Annotated in this window: 5 protein-coding genes; all 5 read left to right on the top strand. The window is 70.7% G+C overall.

The window, feature by feature from the left end; translation table 11 throughout:
- Positions 1–141: 141 nt before the first annotated feature.
- The 5 genes from rpoB to ACFQPP_RS00075 all read left to right on the top strand — a co-directional run bounded on the left by rpoB (position 142) and on the right by ACFQPP_RS00075 (position 21,794).
- On the top strand, positions 142–3,723 hold the full coding sequence (gene rpoB, locus ACFQPP_RS00095; protein WP_376914411.1) for a DNA-directed RNA polymerase subunit beta: 3,582 nt from the start codon (positions 142–144) through the stop codon (positions 3,721–3,723).
- Between the two features lie 40 nt (positions 3,724–3,763).
- Positions 3,764–7,651: a DNA-directed RNA polymerase subunit beta' gene (gene rpoC / locus ACFQPP_RS00090; protein WP_376914410.1), complete on the top strand. Its 3,888-nt coding sequence runs from the start codon at positions 3,764–3,766 to the stop codon at positions 7,649–7,651.
- 174 nt (positions 7,652–7,825) lie between these two features.
- Positions 7,826–9,220, top strand: coding sequence for a hypothetical protein (locus tag ACFQPP_RS00085; RefSeq protein ID WP_376914409.1), 1,395 nt, complete (start codon positions 7,826–7,828; stop codon positions 9,218–9,220).
- A gap of 136 nt (positions 9,221–9,356) precedes the next feature.
- Entirely contained in the window at positions 9,357–15,509 is a 6,153-nt protein-coding gene (locus ACFQPP_RS00080) for an Ig-like domain-containing protein (RefSeq protein ID WP_376914408.1), read from the top strand.
- Between the two features lie 111 nt (positions 15,510–15,620).
- Positions 15,621–21,794: an Ig-like domain-containing protein gene (locus ACFQPP_RS00075; RefSeq protein ID WP_376914406.1), complete on the top strand. Its 6,174-nt coding sequence runs from the start codon at positions 15,621–15,623 to the stop codon at positions 21,792–21,794.
- Positions 21,795–21,807 lie beyond the last annotated feature (13 nt).

The following is a 21,807-nucleotide window of genomic DNA, read 5'->3' as shown; positions in this document are numbered from 1 at the left end:
AGGTGCCCGACGCGAGGCGAGGGACGTGCCGAGCACCCGTCCGTTCGCCGTCGGCGCACGCGGAGCGGATGTCGAGACACGCCGCGGAGTGGACAGGCGGATGGCCCCGGCGTATCGTAGGAGTTTGCCTCTGGCTTCCCCATGCCCTCATATTGCGGTCGGCGTGCGCCCACAGCGCGATCGGGGCCAGATCGCACCTCACCTTACGACGTCGACCCGCAGCGGCTGCAACCCGCATGCGGCACGGAGGTAGTCACCTTGGCAGATGCCATCACCGGGCGCAGCGCCGCCCGTCTGAGCTTCGCGAAGATCCCCGAGACCCTGACGGTCCCCGACCTTCTCGCTCTCCAGACCGAGAGCTTCGAGTGGCTCATCGGCTCGAAGGGCTGGCAGGACCGCCTGGCCCTGGCCGACGCGGAGGGGCGCGACGACGTCTCCCGCCAGTCCGGCCTCGAGGAGATCTTCGAGGAGATCTCGCCCATCGAGGACCTCGGCGAGAAGATGCAGCTCTCCTTCTCGGAGCCGAGCCTCGAGGAGCCGAAGTACACGATCGACGAGTGCAAGGAGCGCTCGAAGACGTATGCGGCGCCCCTCTACGTGGCCGCCGAGTTCATGAACCACGAGACCGGCGAGATCAAGTCGCAGACGGTCTTCATGGGCGACTTCCCGCTCATGACCGAGAAGGGCACGTTCATCATCAACGGCACCGAGCGTGTCGTCGTGTCCCAGCTCGTCCGCTCGCCCGGCGTCTACTTCGAGCGCACGCCCGAGAAGAACTCCGACAAGGACGTCTACTCGGCTCGCGTCATCCCGAGCCGTGGTGCATGGCTCGAGTTCGAGGTCGACAAGCGCGACGCCGTCGGCGTGCGCATCGACCGCAAGCGCAAGCAGTCGGTCACGATCTTCCTCAAGGCCCTCGGCCTCGAGACCGAGGACATCGCCCGCGAGTTCGCAGGCTACGAGTCGATCCTCGCGACGCTCGAGAAGGACCCGGTGATGTCGAAGGAGGACGCCCTCCGCGACATCTACCGCAAGCTCCGTCCGGGCGAGCAGGTCGCCGCCGAGGCCGCGCGTGCGCTGCTCGACAACTTCTACTTCAACCCGAAGCGCTACGACCTCGCGAAGGTCGGCCGCTACAAGATCAACCGCAAGCTCGGCATCGACGTGCCGATGAGCGACTCGGTCCTGTCGGTCGACGACATCGTCGCGACGATCAAGTACCTCGTCGCGCTCCACGCGGGCGAGCAGACCCTCCCGGGTCAGCGCAAGGGCGAGGCCGTCGACGTCCGTCTCGACACCGACGACATCGACCACTTCGGCAACCGTCGCATCCGCGCGGTCGGCGAGCTCATCCAGAACCAGGTGCGCACGGGCCTCGCCCGCATGGAGCGCGTGGTCCGCGAGCGCATGTCGACGCAGGACATCGAGGCGATCACGCCCCAGACCCTGATCAACGTCCGGCCCGTGTCGGCGGCGATCAAGGAGTTCTTCGGCACGTCGCAGCTGTCGCAGTTCATGGATCAGAACAACCCGCTCGCGGGCCTGACCCACAAGCGCACGCTGTCGGCGCTCGGCCCCGGCGGCCTGTCGCGCGAGCGCGCAGGCGTCGAGGTCCGCGACGTCCACCCCTCGCACTACGGCCGCATGTGCCCGATCGAGACCCCCGAGGGCCCCAACATCGGCCTCATCGGTCGTCTGGCGACGTTCGGCCGCATCAACGCGTTCGGCTTCATCGAGACGCCGTACCGTCGCGTCGTCGACGGCGTCGTCACCGCGAAGATCGACTACCTCACCGCCTCCGAGGAGGACGAGCACGTCATCGCGCAGGCGAACTCGCCGTTCGACGCCGACGGCAGGCTGACGAGCGAGAAGGTCCTCGTCCGCAAGAAGGGCGGCGAGGTCGAGCTCATCGCGCCCGAGGACGTCGACTACATGGACGTCTCGCCCCGCCAGATGGCGTCGGTCGCGACGAGCCTCATCCCGTTCCTCGAGCACGACGACGCGAACCGCGCCCTCATGGGTGCGAACATGCAGCGTCAGGCCGTGCCGCTGCTCCGCAGCGACTCGCCGCTCGTCGGCACCGGCATGGAGGGCTTCGCGGCCATCGACGCCGGCGACGTCGTGACCGCCGACAAGGCGGGCGTCGTGGCCGAGGTCTCGGCCGACGTCGTCACGATCCAGCTCGACGAGGGCGGCACGCAGGACTACTACCTGCGCAAGTTCGACCGCTCGAACCAGGGCACGTCGTACAACACGCGCGTCATCGTGTCCGCGGGCGACCGCGTCGAGGTCGGGCAGGTCATCGCCGATGGCCCCGCGACCGAGAACGGCGAGCTCGCGCTCGGCAAGAACCTCCTCGTGGCGTTCATGCCGTGGGAGGGCCACAACTACGAGGACGCGATGATCCTCAGCCAGAACCTCGTGAAGGAGGACGTCCTCTCGTCCATCCACATCGAGGAGTACGAGGTCGACGCGCGCGACACGAAGCTCGGCAAGGAGGAGATCACCCGTGACCTCCCCAACGTGAGCCTCGACCTCATGGCCGACCTCGACGAGCGCGGGATCATCCGCATCGGCGCCGAGGTGCGCCCCGGCGACATCCTCGTCGGCAAGGTCACGCCGAAGGGCGAGACCGAGCTGTCGGCCGAGGAGCGCCTGCTCCGCGCGATCTTCAACGAGAAGAGCCGCGAGGTGCGCGACACGTCGCTCAAGGTGCCCCACGGCGAGCAGGGCACCGTCATCGCGGTGAAGCACTTCAACGCGGAGGACGGCGACGACGAGCTCGGCTCGGGCGTCCACGAGAAGGTCGTGGTCTACATCGCGCAGAAGCGCAAGATCACCGAGGGCGACAAGCTCGCCGGCCGTCACGGCAACAAGGGCGTCATCGCGAAGATCCTGCCCGAGGAGGACATGCCGTTCCTCGCCGACGGCACGCCCGTCGACATCGTCCTGAACCCGCTGGGCATCCCGAAGCGCATGAACTTCGGCCAGGTGCTCGAGACCCACCTCGGGTGGATCGCGGCGACGGGCTGGGATGCCGACGAGCAGGCCGAGTGGGCGAAGAACCTGCCGAAGGAGATCCTGAAGGCCGGTCCCGGCACGAAGGTCGCGACCCCCGTGTTCGACGGTGCGACGGAGGAGGAGATCATCGGTCTCCTCGACTCGACGCTCCCGACGCGCGACGGCGACCGCCTCATCGACGGCTCAGGCAAGGCCCGACTGTTCGACGGTCGCTCGGGCGAGCCGTACCCGTACCCGATCTCGGTCGGCTACATGTACATCCTGAAGCTCCACCACCTCGTCGACGACAAGATCCACGCGCGCTCGACGGGCCCGTACTCGATGATCACCCAGCAGCCGCTGGGCGGCAAGGCGCAGTTCGGTGGCCAGCGATTCGGCGAGATGGAGGTGTGGGCGCTCGAGGCATACGGCGCGGCCTACACGCTCCAGGAGCTCCTCACGGTGAAGTCCGACGACATCGTCGGCCGCGTGAAGGTGTACGAGGCGATCGTCAAGGGCGAGAACATCCACGACCCCGGCATCCCCGAGTCCTTCAAGGTCCTCATGAAGGAGATGCAGTCGCTCTGCCTGAACGTCGAGGTCCTCAACGCCGCAGGCGAGGTCGTCACCCTGCGTGACGACGAGGACGAGGCGCTGCGCACGGCCGAGGAGCTCGGCATCAACATCTCCCGCCCGGAGCTCTCGTCGATCGACGAGATCTGAACCGGCCGCCCCAAGATTCAGAACTGACAGGAAGCAAGCATTGATCGACGCAACCACGTTCGATGAGCTCCGGATCAACCTGGCGACGGCGGATGACATCCGCAAGTGGTCGCACGGCGAGGTGAAGAAGCCGGAGACCATCAACTACCGCACGCTGAAGCCCGAGAAGGACGGGCTCTTCGGCGAGCAGATCTTCGGTCCCTCGCGGGACTGGGAGTGCTCGTGCGGCAAGTACAAGCGCGTGCGCTTCAAGGGCATCGTCTGCGAGCGCTGCGGTGTCGAGGTCACGAAGTCGTCGGTGCGCCGTGAGCGCATGGGCCACATCGAGCTGGCCGCGCCCGTCACGCACATCTGGTACTTCAAGGGCGTGCCGAGCCGTCTCGGCTACCTCCTCGACATGGCGCCGAAGGACCTCGAGAAGGTCATCTACTTCGCGGCGTACATGATCATCGAGATCGACGAGGACGGCCGCCACGAGGACCTCCCCGGCATCGAGCAGGAGATCCGCCTCGAGATGGCCGAGCTCGAGAAGCGCCGCGACGCGGCCATCGCCGAGCGCCTCCAGCAGCTGGAGACCGACGTCGCCCAGCTCGAGGAGGAGGGTGCGAAGGCCGACCAGAAGCGCAAGGTGCGCGACGCGGGCGAGCGCGAGATGGCGCAGATCCGCAAGGGCACCGACGAGCAGATCGCGCACCTCGAGCGCGTGTTCGACGACTTCCGCTCGCTGAAGGTCGGCGACCTCAAGCCCGAGGACGCCGTCTTCCACGAGCTCGTCGACCGCTTCGGCGACTACTTCGAGGGCTACATGGGTGCGGAGGCGATCAAGCGTCGCCTGCTCGCGTTCGACCTGAAGACCGAGGGCGAGAACCTCCACAAGGAGATCGCCGAGGGCAAGGGCCAGCGTAAGATCCGTGCGATCAAGCGCCTCAAGGTCGTCAACTCGTTCCTGCAGACGGGCACCAACCCGGCTGCGATGGTGCTCGACGTCGTGCCGGTGATCCCGCCGGAGCTGCGCCCCATGGTGCAGCTCGACGGTGGCCGCTTCGCGACCTCCGACCTGAACGACCTCTACCGTCGCGTCATCAACCGCAACAACCGTCTGCGTCGCCTGCTCGACCTCGGTGCTCCCGAGATCATCGTGAACAACGAGAAGCGCATGCTGCAGGAGGCGGTCGACGCCCTGTTCGACAACGGTCGTCGTGGCCGTCCCGTCACGGGCACGGGCAACCGCGCGCTGAAGTCGCTCTCGGACATGCTGAAGGGCAAGCAGGGCCGGTTCCGTCAGAACCTGCTCGGCAAGCGCGTCGACTACTCGGGCCGTTCGGTCATCGTCGTCGGCCCGCAGCTCAAGCTGCACCAGTGCGGCCTCCCCAAGCAGATGGCGCTCGAGCTGTTCAAGCCGTTCGTCATCAAGCGCCTCATCGACCTGCAGCACTCGCAGAACATCAAGCACGCCAAGCGCATGGTGGAGCGTTCGAAGCCGCAGGTGTGGGACGTCCTCGAGGAGATCATCGCCGAGCGCCCCGTGCTGCTGAACCGTGCACCCACGCTGCACCGTCTCGGCATCCAGGCGTTCGAGCCGCTGCTCGTCGAGGGCAAGGCCATCCAGCTGCACCCGCTCGTCTGCTCGGCGTTCAACGCCGACTTCGACGGCGACCAGATGGCCGTGCACCTTCCCCTCTCGGTGGAGGCGCAGGCCGAGGCTCGCGTGCTCATGCTCGCGTCGAACAACATCCTGAAGCCGTCCGACGGCCGTCCGGTGACGCTGCCCACGCACGAGATCGTGTCGGGTCTGCACCACCTCACGACCCTGAAGCCGGGCGCGCTCGGCGAGGGCCGTGCGTTCTCGTCGGTCGCCGAGGCGATCATGGCGATGGACCAGGGGTCGCTCGACCTCGGTGCGCTCGTGCGCATCCGCATGGAGGGCCTGCACTTCCGTGAGCAGGACCGTCCCGAGGGCTTCGTCGACGGCGAGCCGTTCGTGCTCGAGACGTCGCTGGGCCGTGCGCTGTTCAGCGAGACGCTGCCGAACGACTTCCCGTTCGTGCAGGAGGCGACGACCAAGCCGGTCATCTCGCTGATCGTCAACGCGCTCGCGGAGCGGTACCCGAAGGTCGTCGTGGCGGAGACGCTCGACAAGATCAAGGACGCCGGCTTCCACTGGGCGACGCGCTCGGGCATCTCGGTCGCGCTCTCCGACGTCATCACGCCGGCGGAGAAGAAGGAGATCGTCGCCAAGGCCGAGGTCGCGGCGGAGAAGATCCAGGACCAGTACGACAACGGCTTCATCTCCGATGCCGAGCGTCGTCAGGACCTGACCGAGCTGTGGACGAACGCGACGAACGAGGTCCAGAAGGCGACGCAGGACGCCTTCGACGAGGACAACTCGATCTACCGCATGGTCACGGCAGGCGCCAACGGCAACTGGATCCAGGTCCGCAACATCACGGGCATGCGCGGTCTGGTGACGAACCCGAAGGGCGAGGTCATCGTCCGTCCGATCATCTCCTCGTACCGCGAGGGGCTGTCGGTGGCCGAGTACTTCATCGCCACGCACGGTGCTCGCAAGGGCTCGGCGGACACGGCCCTCCGTACCGCCGACTCGGGCTACCTCACGCGTCGTCTCGTCGACGTGTCGCAGGACGTCATCATCCGCGAGGAGGACTGCGGCACCGAGAAGGGTCTCGACATGCCGATCGGCGACGTCATCGACGGCGTCCTCGTGCGCGGCGAGAACGTCGAGTCGTCGGTCTACGCCCGTACGCTCGCTGCCGACGTCGTCGCCCCCGACGGCACCGTCATCGCGGCTGCAGGCTCCGACTTCGGCGACGTGCAGATCAGCGCCGTCATCGCGGCAGGCGTCGAGGAGGTCAAGGTCCGCTCGGTCCTGACCTGCGAGTCCGCCACGGGCGTCTGCGCGGCCTGCTACGGCCGTTCGCTCGCGACGGGCAAGCTCGTCGACATCGGCGAGGCCGTCGGCATCATCGCGGCCCAGTCGATCGGCGAGCCCGGCACGCAGCTCACGATGCGCACCTTCCACACCGGTGGATCGGTGGGCGCGAGCGACATCACGCAGGGTCTGCCCCGTGTGACGGAGCTCTTCGAGGCCCGCACGCCGAAGGGTGCATCGCCCATCGCCGAGCTCGCGGGTCGCGTGCGCATCGAGGAGGACGAGAAGTCGAAGCGCATCGTCATCGTCCCCGACGACGGCAGCGAGGAGATCGCCTACCCCGTGCTGCGCCGTGCCACGCTCATGATCGCCGATGGCGACCACGTCGAGCAGGGCCAGCAGCTGCAGGTCGGCACCGTCGACCCCAAGGAGGTGCTGCGCGTGCGCGGCGTGCGCGAGGTGCAGAAGCACCTGGTGTCCGGCGTGCAGGACGTCTACCGCTCGCAGGGTGTGCCGATCCACGACAAGCACATCGAGGTCATCGTCCGTCAGATGCTCCGCAAGGTCACCGTCGTCGACCACGGCGAGACCGACCTGCTGCCTGGCGAGCTCGTCGACCGCATGCGGTACAACGACCTCAACCGTGCGGCGCTGACGTCGGGCAAGAAGACCGCGTCCGCCCGCCAGGAGGTCATGGGCATCACGAAGGCGTCGCTCGCGACGGAGTCGTGGCTGTCCGCCGCCTCGTTCCAGGAGACGACGAAGGTCCTCACGGAGGCGGCCCTGAACGGCCGCACCGACTCCCTCGTCGGCCTCAAGGAGAACGTCATCATCGGCAAGCTCATCCCGGCGGGCACCGGTCTGCACCGGTACCGCGACGTCGAGGTGGAGGCGACCGAGGAGGCGAAGGCTGAGCGGTACCCGAACCGTCTGTTCGGCGACTCGTCGTCGTTCGGCGACGGCGACCTCGACTTCGTCGACTTCGACTCGTTCACCTCGGGCGACTCGTTCGGCGACGAGCCGGGCGTCTACCGCTGATCGATCGATCCCACGTGAGGAGGGCCGCACCGCGAGGTGCGGCCTTTCCGCGTCTCGGCGCGCGCACGGGTGGACTCTGCGGAGGCGTGGCGTGCCTCCCGGGGCGCATGGCGAGCGCTGGCTAGGCTCGGCCGTCAGCGCAGCCCGCTGCGCGACGGACCAAGGAGCGTATCGATGAGCGACCCCATGAACCGCGACGGCCGCCAGGGCGATGCCGACGGGGTGCAGCCGCACTCGTCGGCCGAGGACGCCTCGACGTCGGTGACCGACTACGACGCCCACCAGTCGCTCGTCGAGGACGCGCCGACGCAGCAGATGCCCGCGCAGGACGCCGCGGGCGATGCGCCGACGCAGCAGCTCCCCGCGCAGGGCGACGCGCCCGCGCACGCATCCGAGCCCGACGCGCCGCGCGACGAGGCCGACGACTGGCAGCGCACGTGGGACGAGGCCGGCGGGGGCTCCATCGAGCCCACCGTCATCGCGCCGTCGGCGCTGCGCGGCCCGTCGCACGACGCCGAGTCCGAGCAGTCCTCGCTCGAGCAGGCACCCGACGAGCCCGTCGAGCACTCGGCGGAGGTCAGGACGACCGATCCCGCGACGGCCGACGCGCTCGCCTCGACGCGCGCCCTCGAGACGCGCGACGACACGCCGCGCAGCGACCCGCCCGAGCTCGTCGAGCCGCGGCGCCCGAGCCTGAGCCTGCGGGGCGAGCCGCGGCCCGACCTCGCCGACACCGCCCCGTTCGCGGGGATCGTCGGGGCCCCGGAGCCGACCGAGCCCGCACCGGCGGCGCGCGTCGAGGAGCCCACGCCCACCGAGGCGATGCCGACGCAGACCGCGCTGCTGCCCGAGCAGGATCGCGAGCCGCAGTTCGAGGTCGACGAGACGTCGACCGCGACGGCGACGGCCCCGCGCACCGAGCGCACCGAGCGCATCGGATCCATCTCCGTCGACGACGAGACGGCGCGTGCCGCCGCGACGGGCACGCCCATCGTGCTGGTCGAGACGGCGACGCCGCCGCGCAAGAAGGGCGCCCGCGGCGTCGGCTTCCTCGTCGTGCTGCTGTCGACCATCGTCTTCGCTGCGCTGCTGGCAGCCGTGTTCCTCGCGGTGCAGTACCTCTTCGACCGCGACTTCGTGCTGCAGGACGCGCTGCAGACGCTGTGGCTGCGGCCCTCGTGGCTGCTGCCGGTCGCCGTGTTCTTCGTGGCCTACTGGATCACGACCCTCATCGTGAACCGCGCCGGATGGTGGGCGCACGTGCTCGGCGGCTTCATCGTGGCGCTGCTCGCCTACGCGGCGCACGTCGCGGGCGCGTACCTCGAGACGCAGTCGAACGTGTGGGACGTCACGGGCCTCGCGAGCCTCGGCGTCTCGGATCTCGGCCAGCTGCTGCTGGCACCGACGGCGATCGTGACCTTCCTCATCGCCCGCGAGGTGCCGATCTGGTTCGGCGGCATCGTCGCGCGGCGCGGCCGCCGCGTGAAGGCCCGCAACAAGCAGGCGCTCGAGGAGTACGAGGCCGAGCAGTCGCGCAGGCTCGAGGAGTACGAGGCGACGCGCGCCTGACCACGCGCCCGACGAGGCCCGTCGCACCGTCCGGTGCGGCGGGCCTCGCTGCGTGAGCCCCCAGGCCACGCTCAGCGCGGCAGGCTCGCGGTAGGGCATGATCGTCGGGTCCGACGGTCTCGGGGGGTGGCGACACGTGGGTGTGCTGCGATGGGTGCGACGGCGTCGCAGGACGGCCGCGTCGATCGCCGTCGTCTCGGCCGCTGCCGTCGCCCTCGGCGTGCTCGCGTTCACCTACGAGGGCTTCACGCAGACCGACGTCGACCTGCACGATGGCGGCGTCTGGGTCACGAAGACCTCCTCCGCGCAGGTCGGCCACCTCAACGTGCAGGCGCAGGAGCTCGATGGCGGGTTCTTCGTGCCATCCGGGTCGTCGTCGTTCGACGTGCTGCAGGACGGTGACGCCGTGTTCCTCCGCGACGGCGACGGTGCCCTCATCCAGATCGACCCCTCGTCGATGGTGCTCGGGGCGAGCGTGCCGCTGCATCCGGATGCGCAGGTGCAGCAGCGCGGTGGCACGCTCGCGATCCTGTCGCCCGAGGGTCGGCTGTGGGCGATGCCGGTCTCCGAGGTCGGCGCCTTCGACGCCGAGGAGGTCGACCCGCTCGCCGAGGTCGGCGACGACGCCGCGATCGCGGTGGGGCTCGACGGGGCCGTCGCGGTCGCGGCGCCCGACGAGGGCGCGGTGCTGCGGTGGGAGCCGGACGACGACGGCGCCTTCGCCGAGCCGACCCGCGAGCCCCGCGAGCCCCGCGAGGGGCTCGAGGGTGCGAGCGACGTGTCGATCACCCTCGTGGGCGATCAGGCCGTCGCGCTCGCCGACGACCGCCTCCTCCTGCCGGGGCGCACGGTCGACGTGCCCGAGGGGGCCGCGCTGCAGCAGGTCGGCGACGACGCGTCGTCGGTCATGCTCGCGACGGGCGAGCTGCTGCTGCGGCAGCCGCTCGGCCCGGGCGAGCTCGTGCAGCAGTCGGTCGGCGATGGCGACGGATCCGTCGTGGCGCCCGTGCAGCTCGGCGGCTGCGTCTACGCCGCGTTCCCGTCGGCGAGCCGCTTCGTGCGCACGTGCCAGGATGCCTCGCGCAACGAGGAGCAGGTGATCGAGGGGCTCGAGGGCGCATCGACGTTCCGCGTGAACCGCGGCCTCGTGGTGCTGAACCAGTTCGAGAGCGGCCAGTCGTGGCTCGTGACCGACCAGGTCGTCCTCGTCGACAACTGGGACGACCTCATCCCGCCGGAGAGCGACGAGGAGTCCGACGAGCAGGACGAGTCGCTCGAGGACATCCTGCAGCAGACGGTGCCGCCGCCCTCGGCCGAGAACCACGACCCCGTCGCCACCGACGACCAGCTGGGCGCGCGCCCGGGGCGGGCGAGCATCCTGCCGGTGCTCGCGAACGACTCCGACCAGGATGGCGACGTGCTCACGGCACGCGTCGTGAGCGAGCTGCCATCCGGCATCACGGTGTCGCCCATCGCGAACGACTCGCAGCTGCAGCTCGAGATCCCGGAGTCGTTCTCGGAGCGGACGATCACGTTCCAGTACGAGGTCGACGACGGTCGCGAGGGCACCGCCACGGCCACGGTCGTCGTCACGGTTCGAGCGCCCGAGGAGAACGCCGCGCCCGAGCCGCTCTTCGAGCAGTCGTTCACGATCGAGCAGACCGCGCGCTTCGAGTACCCCGGCCTCCAGGGCTGGTACGACCCCGACGGCGACGACTTCTACCTGCGCTCGGCGACGAGCCCCTCCGGCGACCAGATCGAGGCGTCGCCCGCCGGTCGCATCCTGTACACGGCGACCGGTTCGCCCGGGCCCACCGTCGTCGACCTCCTCATCGCCGACTCGCGCGGCGGCGAGGCGCAGGGCACGATCGCGGTGACGGTCCTCGAGCGCAACACGGCCGACATCGTGCCGAACGCCGACTTCGTCTCGACGACGATCGGCCAGGAGGTGTCGATCGACCCGCTCGCCAACGACTACGTGCCGGGCACGCAGGATGCGCGCGTCGCGCAGGTGTCGTTCGAGCAGACGCCGCAGCTCACGGGCTCGCTCGACCCCGACACGGGCATCGTGACGCTCTCGAGCGAGACGCCGGGCACCTACTACCTGCCCTACCTCGCGTCTGCGGGCGCCTCGTCGCAGCCCGGCCGCATCCGCGTCGACGTGCGCGAGGCCGACGACGAGGCGCGGCCCGTGGCCGTGCGCGACATCGCGCTGCTGCCGCAGCTGGGCGAGACGCTCGTCGACCTGCTCGCCAACGACGTCGACCCCTCCGGCGGGGTGCTCGTCGTGCAGTCGGTGACGGCGAACGGCGTGCCGGTCTCGGCGCAGCTGCTCGAGCGTCGCGTGCTCCGCCTCGTCGACGCGCAGGGCCTGTCGGCCGAGACCACGATCTCGTACACCGTCTCCAACGGCCGATACACCGAGACGGGGCAGGTCGTCGTCATCCCCGTGCCGCCGCCGGACCAGCCGGCGCAGCCCACGGCCGTCGCGGACACGGCGCTCGTGCGCGAGGGCGACTTCGTCTCCATCCCGGTGCTCGACAACGACTTCAGCCCGGACAACGTCGAGCTGACGGTGTCCGACGAGCTCGTGGAGACGACCTTCGCCGCCGGCGACGACGGCTGCGACGTCTCCGGCGAGGATGCCGAGGGATGCGCGTTCGTCGACGGCGAAGACGTGCGCGTCTTCGTCCCCGTCGGTGGGCCGGCCTCGGTGCGGCTCGTCTACGAGATCAGCGACGAGTACGGCGGCGTCGCATCCGCACCCATCGACCTCACGGTCGTCGAGCGCGGCGCCGACAACGACCCGCCGATCGCGCAGACCGTGACGTCGCGCGTCGTCGAGGGCAACCGCGTCTCGATCCCGATCCCGCTCGATGGCGTCGACCCCGACGGCGACGGCGTCGAGCTCGTCGGCTACGACGAGGCCCCAGACGAGGGGCGCATCGTCGAGGTCGGCGACGGCTTCTTCGTCTACGAGGCGTACGAGGGCAGCGCGGGCACCACGTCGTTCACCTACCGCGTGCGCGACCGTTGGGGCGCCGAGGCGACGGCGGCGGTCGTCGTCGGCATCGCACCGCCGCCGGAGGTCAACCAGAGCCCCTTCGCCGAGCGCGACGAGGTGCTCGTGCAGCCCGACCGGGCGATCGCGGTGCCGGTGCTCGCGAACGACTTCGATCCCGACGGCGACGTGCTGACGCTCGAGGACGACGGCATCTCGAATGCGTCCGACGAGCTCGGCGAGGTCGCGATCGACGACGAGCGCAGCACCGTCGACTTCACGTCGCCGGAGGCGACGGGGGAGTACGAGCTGCGGTATCGCATCTCGGACGGCCGCGGCGGCTCGACGCAGGGCGTCGTGCTCGTCACGGTGTCCGAGGACGCTCCTCCGCAGCCGCCCCTCGCGGTGGACGACGTGGTCCCGGCTGCCGACGTCGTCGTCGGCGAGCCCATCGCGGTGCCCGTGCTCGACAACGACCTCGATCCCGACGGCAGCCCCGACGCGCTCGAGGTCGAGGTGCTGCAGGGCGCGGGCGACGAGGCGGCCGACGGCATCCGCGTGACGCCGAGCGAGGAGGAGTTCCAGGTCGTCACGTACCGCGTGACCGACCCGGACGGCGAGAGCGCCGAGGCGTTCGTCTTCGTGCCGATCGCACGCGACCTCGCCCCTCGTCTGTCGGATCCGAGCATGGTCTACGAGGTGCGATCGGGCGTCTCCGAGGAGTTCGACCTCGCCGACCTCGTCGAGGTGTCGCAGCACAGCCCGCGCATCACGACAGCGAGCCGCGTGAGCGCGACGAACGCGAACGGCGACCCGCTCGTCGTCGACGTCGACACGCTGCAGTACACGTCGGAGGCGGGCTACACGGGGTCTGCGACGCTGTCGTTCGAGGTGTCCGACGGCGCCGACGAGTCCGATCCCGATGCGAACGTCGCCACCTTGTCGATCGCGCTGCTCGTGCGGCCGTCGTCGGCCGTGCCGCCGACGTTCGACGGCGCTGCGCTGCAGGTGCCGCAGGGCGGCAGCGTGGAGTTCGACCTCACCTCCGCGACGCGCGACCCGGATCCCGACGACCTGCCGACCATGGAGTACGAGCTGCTCGGTGGCGCATCCGACCAGGTCGACGCCGACGTGTCGGGGCAGGTCATGACGCTGACGGCGCCCGTCGACGCCAACGTCGGCTCGACGGTGTCCTACACGGTCGGCGTGCGCGACCGGCACGGCAACGAGGTCCAGGGCACGGTCGTCGCGACCGTCGTGATCTCGAACGAGCCGCTCGCGATCATCCGCGACGACGTCGCCGAGGCGACCCAGGGCGTCGCATCGAACGTCGCGGTGCTCGCGAACGACTGGAATCCCTTCGAGGGCCAGGCGCCGCTGCGCGTCCTGGAGACCGCCGTGGTGGGTGGCATCGGCGAGTCGTCGACCGACGGCGCGACCGTGAGCGTCGTGCCCGGCGGCGACTTCTCCGGGGTGCTCACGGTGCGCTACACGGTGCAGGATGCGACCGAGAACGCGCAGCGGCATCAGACGGGCCAGATCGTGCTGAACGTGCAGGGCCGGCCGGAGGCGCCGATCCGCCCGAACGTGCTGTCGGTGGGGGACCAGACGGTGACGCTGGCGTGGGCGGCGCCCGCGGCGAACGGCGCGCCGATCTCGGGCTACACGGTGCAGAGCGCCGACGGGTCGTTCTCGCAGGCGTGCGCGTCGACGACGTGCACGCTGCAGGGGCTCGTCAACGATCAGACCTATCAGTTCACGGTGGTCGCGACGAACGAGGTCGGCGACTCGGATCCGTCGCCCGCGTCGTCGGATGCGCGCCCGGACGTGCGCCCCGATCCGCCGGCTGCGCCGCGCGCCGAGCGTGGCGACACGCAGCTGACCGTGACGTGGGCCGCGCCCGCGAACCGCGGCTCGGCCATCACCCGCTACCTGCTCGAGATCAGCCCGCCGCCCGCGAACGGCCAGCCCATCGTCGAGATCGAGGGCGCGGCGACGTCCCACGTCTGGCAGGGCCTGACGAACGGCACCGCCTACTCCTTCCGCGTGCAGGCCTACAACGACGCGCCCGAGCCGAGCGACTGGAGCCCCGCCTCGGCGACGGCGACGCCGGCTGGCCCGCCCTTCCCGGTGACGGGCGTCGCCGCGACGCGCGACCAGTCCATCCCCGACAACGTGCAGATCGTCGTGACCTGGGATCAGCACGAGACGCAGTCGAACGGCGCTGCGATCCAGAGCTACACCGTGACGCCCGTGCGCGACGGCGCGCCGCAGCCGGGGCTCGCGCAGACCGTGCCGGGTGCGGCGGCCACGAGCGCCGTCTTCGGCGCCGGCGCGCTGCCGGGCTCGTCCGGGTCGACGTACGCGTTCACCGTGGTCGCGACGAACGACGTCGGGCCGTCGCAGGCCTCGGCACCGTCGAACGGCGTGCGCGATGCGACGACGCCGGGCGCACCCACGATCACGACCGTGACCGAGGGAGACGGATGGGCCGACATCGCGATGCAGCCCGGCCCGACGAACGGTGCGCGCGCGGAGGAGATCCAGTACCAGGTGCTCGTCAACGGATCGCAGCGCGGCACGGTGTCGTCGACGGGCGGCCGGGTGCCGATCGCGAACCAGACCCCGCCGGGCGCGAGCATCGTCGTGCGCGCGGTGTCGACCGTGCAGGGCATCACCTACGCCGGCCCGCAGTCGAACCGCGTGCAGGCGGCGCCGTACGGCCCGATCGGTGCGCCGTCGGCCACGGCGACGGCCCGTGTCGACGGGGTCGACGTGTCATGGCGCGGACCCGCGCAGAACGGCCGCGCGGTCACGGTCGAGATCCGCATCGACGGCGGCGCGTGGGAGCGAGTGGCGGCGGATGGCTCGCGGACCGTTCCGGCGGGTCGAGGGCAGCAGGTGACGATCGAGGTGCGCGCATCGACGGGCGCCGCCGAGCCGGGGCACGGTGCGCAGACCACGACGGCGAGCGACTCGGCGCGCGTGCCCGATCCGTCGATCTCGCTGCGGCGTGGACCGCAGGTGACGTCGCCCGAGAACGGCAACACCGCGCCGAACTTCGTGGTGTCGTGGAGCAACATGCCCACGGGCGTGCAGTTCATGTACCAGTGCTTCGACGGCCAGGGCGAGATCCGCAGCGGGCGTCAGCCGCACACCTTCGGCAGCGCCGACGGCACGTCGCCCGAGAGCCAGTACACCTTCTGCATCAGCGAGCGCGGCGGCCCGTACCGCATCACCTTCTACTACCAGGGCGCCGAGTACGTGTCGGCCTCGACCCCGGGCTGAGGCTCCATCGCGGACTCCCACGCGCGACCCGGCGCCCGGCTCAGCCCGCGTCCAGGCCCGCGGATGCATCGTGCGGCATGATCGTGAGGTTCGAGCGTTCAGGGGGCCAGCGTGAGCGTGCTGCGGTGGATCAAGCGGCGTCGGAGGACGACCGCATCGGTCGCCGTCGTCGCCGCAGCCACCGTCGCGCTCGGCGTGCTCGCCTTCACGTACGAGGGGTTCACGCAGACCGACGTCGACCTGCATGACGGCGGCGTGTGGGTCACCCGCACGAGCGACGCGCAGGTCGGGCACCTCAACGTGCAGGCGCAGGAGCTCGACGGCGGGTTCTTCGTGCCGTCGGGGTCGTCGTCGTTCGACGTGCTGCAGGACGGCGACGACGTCTTCCTGCGCGACGGCGACGGCGCGCTCATCGACATCGACCCGGCATCCATGGTGCTCGGCGGCACCGTCGCGTTGCATCCGGATGCGCAGGTGCAGCAGCGCGGCGGCACCATCGCGATCCTGTCGCCCGAGGGCGAGCTGTGGGCGATGCCCGTCGCCGAGGTCGGCGCGTTCGACGCCGAGGAGACCGAGCCGCTCGCCGAGGTCGGCGAGGGTGCCGCGCTCGCGGTGGGCCTCGACGGCACGGTCGCGGTCGCAGCCCCCGACGACGGCGCCGTGCAGGCATGGCAGGTCGACGACGAGGGCGGCTTCCGCGACCCCGAGCGCGAGGCGCGCGACGGCCTCGACGGCGCCGACGACGTCTCGATCACCATGGTGGGCGACGAGGTCGTCGCGCTCGCCGGCGAGCGCCTGCTGCTGCCCGGCCGCTCGGTCGACGTGCCCGAGGGCGCCGTGCTGCAGCAGGTCGGCGACGGCGCGACCTCGGTGCTGCTCGCGACGAGCGAGCTGCTGCTGCGGCAGCCGCTCGGTACGGGCGAGCTCGTGCAGCAGTCGCTCGGCTCGGGCGACGGCCCCGTCGTCGCGCCGGTGCAGCTCGGCGGCTGCCTCTACGCCGCCTTCCCCTCGTCGGGCGAGTTCGTGCGCTCGTGCCAGGACTCGTCGCGCGACGAGGAGCTGCCGATCGAGGGCTTCTCCGAGGCGGCGACGTTCCGCGTCAACCGCGGCCTCGTCGTGCTCAACCAGTTCGAGACGGGCCAGTCGTGGCTCGTGACCGACGAGGTCGTGCTCGTCGACAACTGGGACGACCTCCTGCCGCCGCCGAGCGACGAGGAGTCGGAGGAGCAGGACGAGTCGCTCGAGGACTCCCTGCAGCAGACGATCCCGCCGCCCTCGCAGGAGAACCACGACCCGGTCGCGACCGACGACGAGCTCGGTGCGCGCCCGGGCCGCGCGAGCATCCTGCCCGTGCTCGCGAACGACTCCGACCAGGACGGCGACGTGCTGACTGCGCGCGTCGTGAGCGACCTGCCGTCGGGCGTGACGGTGGCGCCCATCGCGAACGACTCGCAGCTGCAGATCTCCATCCCGCAGTCGTTCTCGGAGCGCGTGATCTCGTTCGAGTACGAGGTCATCGACGGCAAGGGCGGCAGCGACACCGCGACCGTCACGGTCACGGTGCGCGCGCCCGAGGAGAACAGCGCGCCCGAGCCGCTCTTCGAGCAGTCGTTCACGATCGAGCAGACCGCGCGCTTCGAGTACCCGGGCCTGCAGGGCTGGTTCGACCCCGACGGCGACGACTTCTACCTCGCCTCCGCCACGAGCCCCTCGGGCGACCAGATCGAGGCCTCGCCCGCCGGCCGCATCCTCTACACCGCGACCGGCGCGCCCGGCCAGACGAGCGTCGAGCTCGAGATCGTCGACTCGCGCGGCGAGGTCGCGACGGGATCCATCGCGGTCACCGTCCTCGAGCGCAACACGGCGCAGATCCAGCCGAACGCCGACTTCGTCTCGGCGACCGTCGGGCAGGAGGTGTCGCTCGAGCCGCTCGCGAACGACTACGTGCCCGGCACCCAGGATGCGCGGCTCTCGCAGGTCTCGCTCGAGTCCGTGCCGCAGCTGCAGGGCACGTGGGATGCCGCGACCGGCCTCGTGACGGTGTCGAGCGACACGGTGGGCGTGTACTACGTGCCCTATCTCGCCTCGGCGGGCGCGTCGTCGCAGCCCGGGCAGATCCGCGTCGACATCCGCGAGGCGGACGACGAGGCGCGGCCCGTCGCGGTGCGCGACATCGCGCTGCTGCCGCAGCTCGGCGAGACGCTCGTCGACCTGCTCGCGAACGACGTCGACCCCTCGGGTGGCGTGCTCGTGGTGCAGTCGGTGCGCGTCGACGGCGTGCCCATCTCGGCGCAGCTGCTCGAGCGACGCGTGCTGCGCCTCACCGACACCCAGGGCATCACGACCGAGACGACGATCTCGTACACCGTCTCGAACGGACGCTTCACCGAGACGGGCCAGGTCGTCATCATCCCCGTGCCACCGCCCGACCAGCCGGCGCAGCCGACGGCCGTGGCCGACACCGCCACGGTGCGCGAGGGCGACTTCGTCTCCATCCCCGTGCTGCAGAACGACTTCAGCCCCGACAACCTCGAGCTCACCGTGACGCCGCGCCTCGTCGAGACGTCGTTCGCGACGGGCGACGACGGCTGCGACGTCGCGGGCGACGACGCCGAGGGCTGCGCGTTCGTCGACGGCGACATGGTGCGCGTCTTCGTGCCCGTCGGCGGGCCGTCGTCGGTGCGGCTCGTGTACGAGATCAGCGACGTGCACGGCGGCGTCGCCACCTCTACGATCGACGTCACGGTCGTGCAGCGCGGCGAGGACAACGACCCGCCGATCGCCGAGACCGTCACGGCCCGCGTCGTCGAGGGCAACGCCGTGAGCATCCCCATCCCGCTCGACGGCATCGACCCCGACGGCGACGGCGTCGAGCTCGTCGGCTACGACACCGCGCCGGATGCCGGGCGCATCAGCGAGACCGGCGACGGCTTCTTCGTCTACGAGGCGCACGAGGGCAGCGCGGGCTCGACGACGTTCACGTACCGCGTGCGCGACCGCTGGGGTGCCGAGGCGACGGCCGCGGTCGTCATCGGCATCGCGCCGCCGCCCGAGCTGAATCAGGCGCCGTACGCCGAGCGCGACGAGGTCACGGTGCGCCCGGGCCGCGAGATCGCCGTGCCGGTGCTCGCGAACGACTTCGACCCCGACGGCGACCGGCTCGTGCTCGAGCTCGACGGCATCTCGGATGTCTCGCCCGAGCTCGGCGACGTGACGATCGACGAGGAGCGCAGCACGGTCGACTTCGTCTCGCCCGACGACGAGGGGGAATACGAGCTGCGCTACCGCGTGAGCGACGGTCGCGGCGCCTCCACCCAGGGCGTCGTGCTCGTGACGGTGTCCGAGGACGCCGATCCGCAGCCGCCCGTCGCGGTCGACGACGTCGTGCCCGCCATCGAGGTCGTGGCGGGCGAGCCCATCGCGGTGCCCGTGCTCGACAACGACCTCGACCCCGACGGCAGCCCCGATGCGCTCGAGGTCGAGGTGCTGCAGGGCGACGGCACCGTCACCGCGGCGAACGAGGTACGCGTCACGCCGAGCGAGGAGACCTTCCAGGTCGTCACGTACCGCGTGACCGACCCCGACGGCGAGCGCGCGCAGGCGTTCGTCTTCGTGCCCGTCGCCACCGACCCCGTGCCGCGTCTGCGCGACCCCGAGATGGTCTACGAGGTGCGCTCGGGCATCGCCGAGGAGTTCGACCTCTCGGAGCTCGTCGAGGTCTCGCAGAACAGCCCGCGCATCACGTCCGGCGACACGGTGTCGGCCACGAACTGGAACGGCGACCCGCTCGTCGTCGACGTCGACACGCTGTCGTACACGTCGATCGCCGGCTACACGGGCCCCGCGACCCTCAGCTTCGAGGTGACCGACGGCACGGATGCCTCGAGCGCCGACGCCAACACGGCGACGCTCTCGATCGCCCTGCTCGTGCGCCCGTCGTCGGTCGTGCCGCCGACGATGAGCGGCACGGCGCTGCAGGTGCCGCAGGGCGACGAGGTCGAGTTCGACCTCACGTCGGCCACGCGAGACCCGGACCCCGGCGACATCGACGGCATGGACTACGAGCTCGTCGGCGGATCGTCCGACCAGGTCGACGCCTCGGTCGACGCGCAGACGCTGCGGCTCTCGGCTCCCGTCGACGCGAACGTCGGCACGAGCGTGTCGTACACGATCGAGGCCACCGACCCGCACGGCAACGCGGCGCAGGCGACGTTCGTCGCGACGGTCGTCATCTCGACCGAGCCGCTCGCGATCCTGCGCGCCGACACCGCGGAGGCGACGCAGGGCATCGCCACGAGCGTGCCCGCGCTCGCGAACGACTACAACCCCTTCGAGGGGCAGGCGCCGCTCACGATCGTCGAGACGGCCGTCGTCGGCGGCGACGCGACGGCCGACACCGACGGCTCGACCGTCACGGTGACGCCAGGCGGCGACTTCTCTGGCGTGCTCACGGTGCGCTACACGGTGCAGGATGCGACCGAGACGGTGCAGCGGCAGCAGACCGGGCAGATCGTGCTCAACGTCAAGGGGCGCCCCGAGGCGCCGATCCGCCCGAACGTGCTGTCGGTCGGCGACCAGACGGTGACGCTGTCGTGGGCGGCACCGTCGGCGAACGGCGCGCCGATCTCGGGCTACACGGTGCAGAGCGCGGACGGAGCGTTCTCGCAGGCGTGCGCGTCGACGACGTGCACGCTGCAGGGGCTCGTCAACGATCAGACGTATCAGTTCACGGTCGTCGCGACGAACGAGGTCGGCGACTCCGATCCGTCGCCCGCGTCGTCGGATGCGCGCCCGGACGTGCGCCCCGATCCGCCGGCTGCGCCGCGCGCCGAGCGTGGTGACGGGCAGCTGACCGTGACATGGGCGGCGCCCGCGAACCGCGGCTCGGCGATCACGAGCTACCTGCTCGAGATCAGCCCGCCGCCCGCGAACGGCCAGCCGACGGTCGTGCTCGAAGGCGGCGCGACGAGCCACGTCTGGCAGGGGCTCACGAACGGCACGAGCTACACGTTCCGCGTGCAGGCGTACAACGAGGCGCCAGAGCCGAGCGACTTCAGCCCGCCGTCGGCGGCCGAGTTCCCGGCCGGACCGCCCTTCCAGGTCACAGGCGTGAGCGCGACGCGCGACGACGGCATCCCGAGCTACCCCCAGGTCACGGTGACGTGGGCGCAGCATCAGACGCAGAGCAACGGCGCAGCCATCACGCACTACGTCGTGCAGCCGCTCGCGAACGGCAACCCCGCCGGAGCGGCGCAGCAGGTGAACGGCGCGGGCGCCACGTCGGCCACCTTCGGCAGCGGCGCGCTGCCCGCGGGCACGGGCGTGACCCTGACGTTCACGGTCGTCGCCGTGAACTCGGAGGGGTCGTCGCCGGCGTCTGCGCCGTCGAACGGCGTGCGCGACGCGACGACCCCCGGGGCGCCGCGCATCGACAGCGTCGCCGACGGCGACGGGTTCGCACGCATCAGCTGGACGGCGGGGCCGACGAACGGCGCCAACGCGAACGAGATCGAGTACCACTGGTTCGAGGGCGGAGCCGACCGAGGCCTCATCCCGGCGAACGGGCAGCTGCCGCTCGCCAACAGGCAGAACCCGTACACGATCACGATCGGCGCGTTCTCGACGGTGCAGGGCGTGCGCTACGACAGCCCGCGGTCGAACGCGGTGCAGTCGGCGCCCTTCGGCCCGCCGCCTGCACCCACCTCGCGCGTCGACGGCGGCGTCAACGAGGTGACGTTCCACTGGGGGCCGAACGGCACGAACGGTCGCCCGCTCGCAGAGATCCGCTACTCGCTCAACGACGACCCGAACCAATGGCGCAGCGAGCCGCCGACCGCAGGCAGCCTGCGGATGCAGTTCCAGCCCGGGCAGCAGGCGTGCATCCAGGTGATGGCCGTCGACACCGAGGGCACCCAGAGCGCCCTCGGCCGATCGTGCGGGCAGGCGCTGCCGGCACCGTCGCTGACGCTCCTGCGTGGTCCCATGTTCGAGACGGCCAGCACGTGCAGCGACGGACGCGGGGGCGCGTGCTACTTCTTCCAGATCCAGTGGTCGAACTTCCCCGCGGGCACCTACAGCTACCAGTGCCTGCACTCGAACACGTCCACCGGCAACCCGCAGTTCCAGAGCGGGCAGGTGCAGCTCGGGCAGAACGGCAACACGCACAGCTTCCCCAGCGCGGGGCAGCCGCACGGCGGACTCTGCTACTCGAGCTTCAGCGGCACCGCCACGGTCCGCATCCAGGGCAACGGCGTGAACCTCGAATCCTCGAGGCAGTGGCCATGACGAACGAAGGAGC

The organism is Agrococcus sp. GCM10030265 (assembly GCF_042666675.1).
In the GTDB taxonomy this organism is placed as follows: Bacteria; Actinomycetota; Actinomycetes; order Actinomycetales; family Microbacteriaceae; genus Agrococcus.
The sequence above is the reverse complement of the archived record's forward strand: the minus strand, read 5'-3'. Positions and strand labels throughout refer to the sequence as shown.

Bases quoted from the DNA above. Each gene is read 5' to 3' on its own strand.
- rpoB (WP_376914411.1), top strand. From the start codon at position 142: ATGCCCTCATATTGCGGTCGGCGTGCGCCCACAGCGCGATCGGGGCCA.
- ACFQPP_RS00085 (WP_376914409.1), top strand. From the start codon at position 7,826: ATGAGCGACCCCATGAACCGCGACGGCCGCCAGGGCGATGCCGACGGG.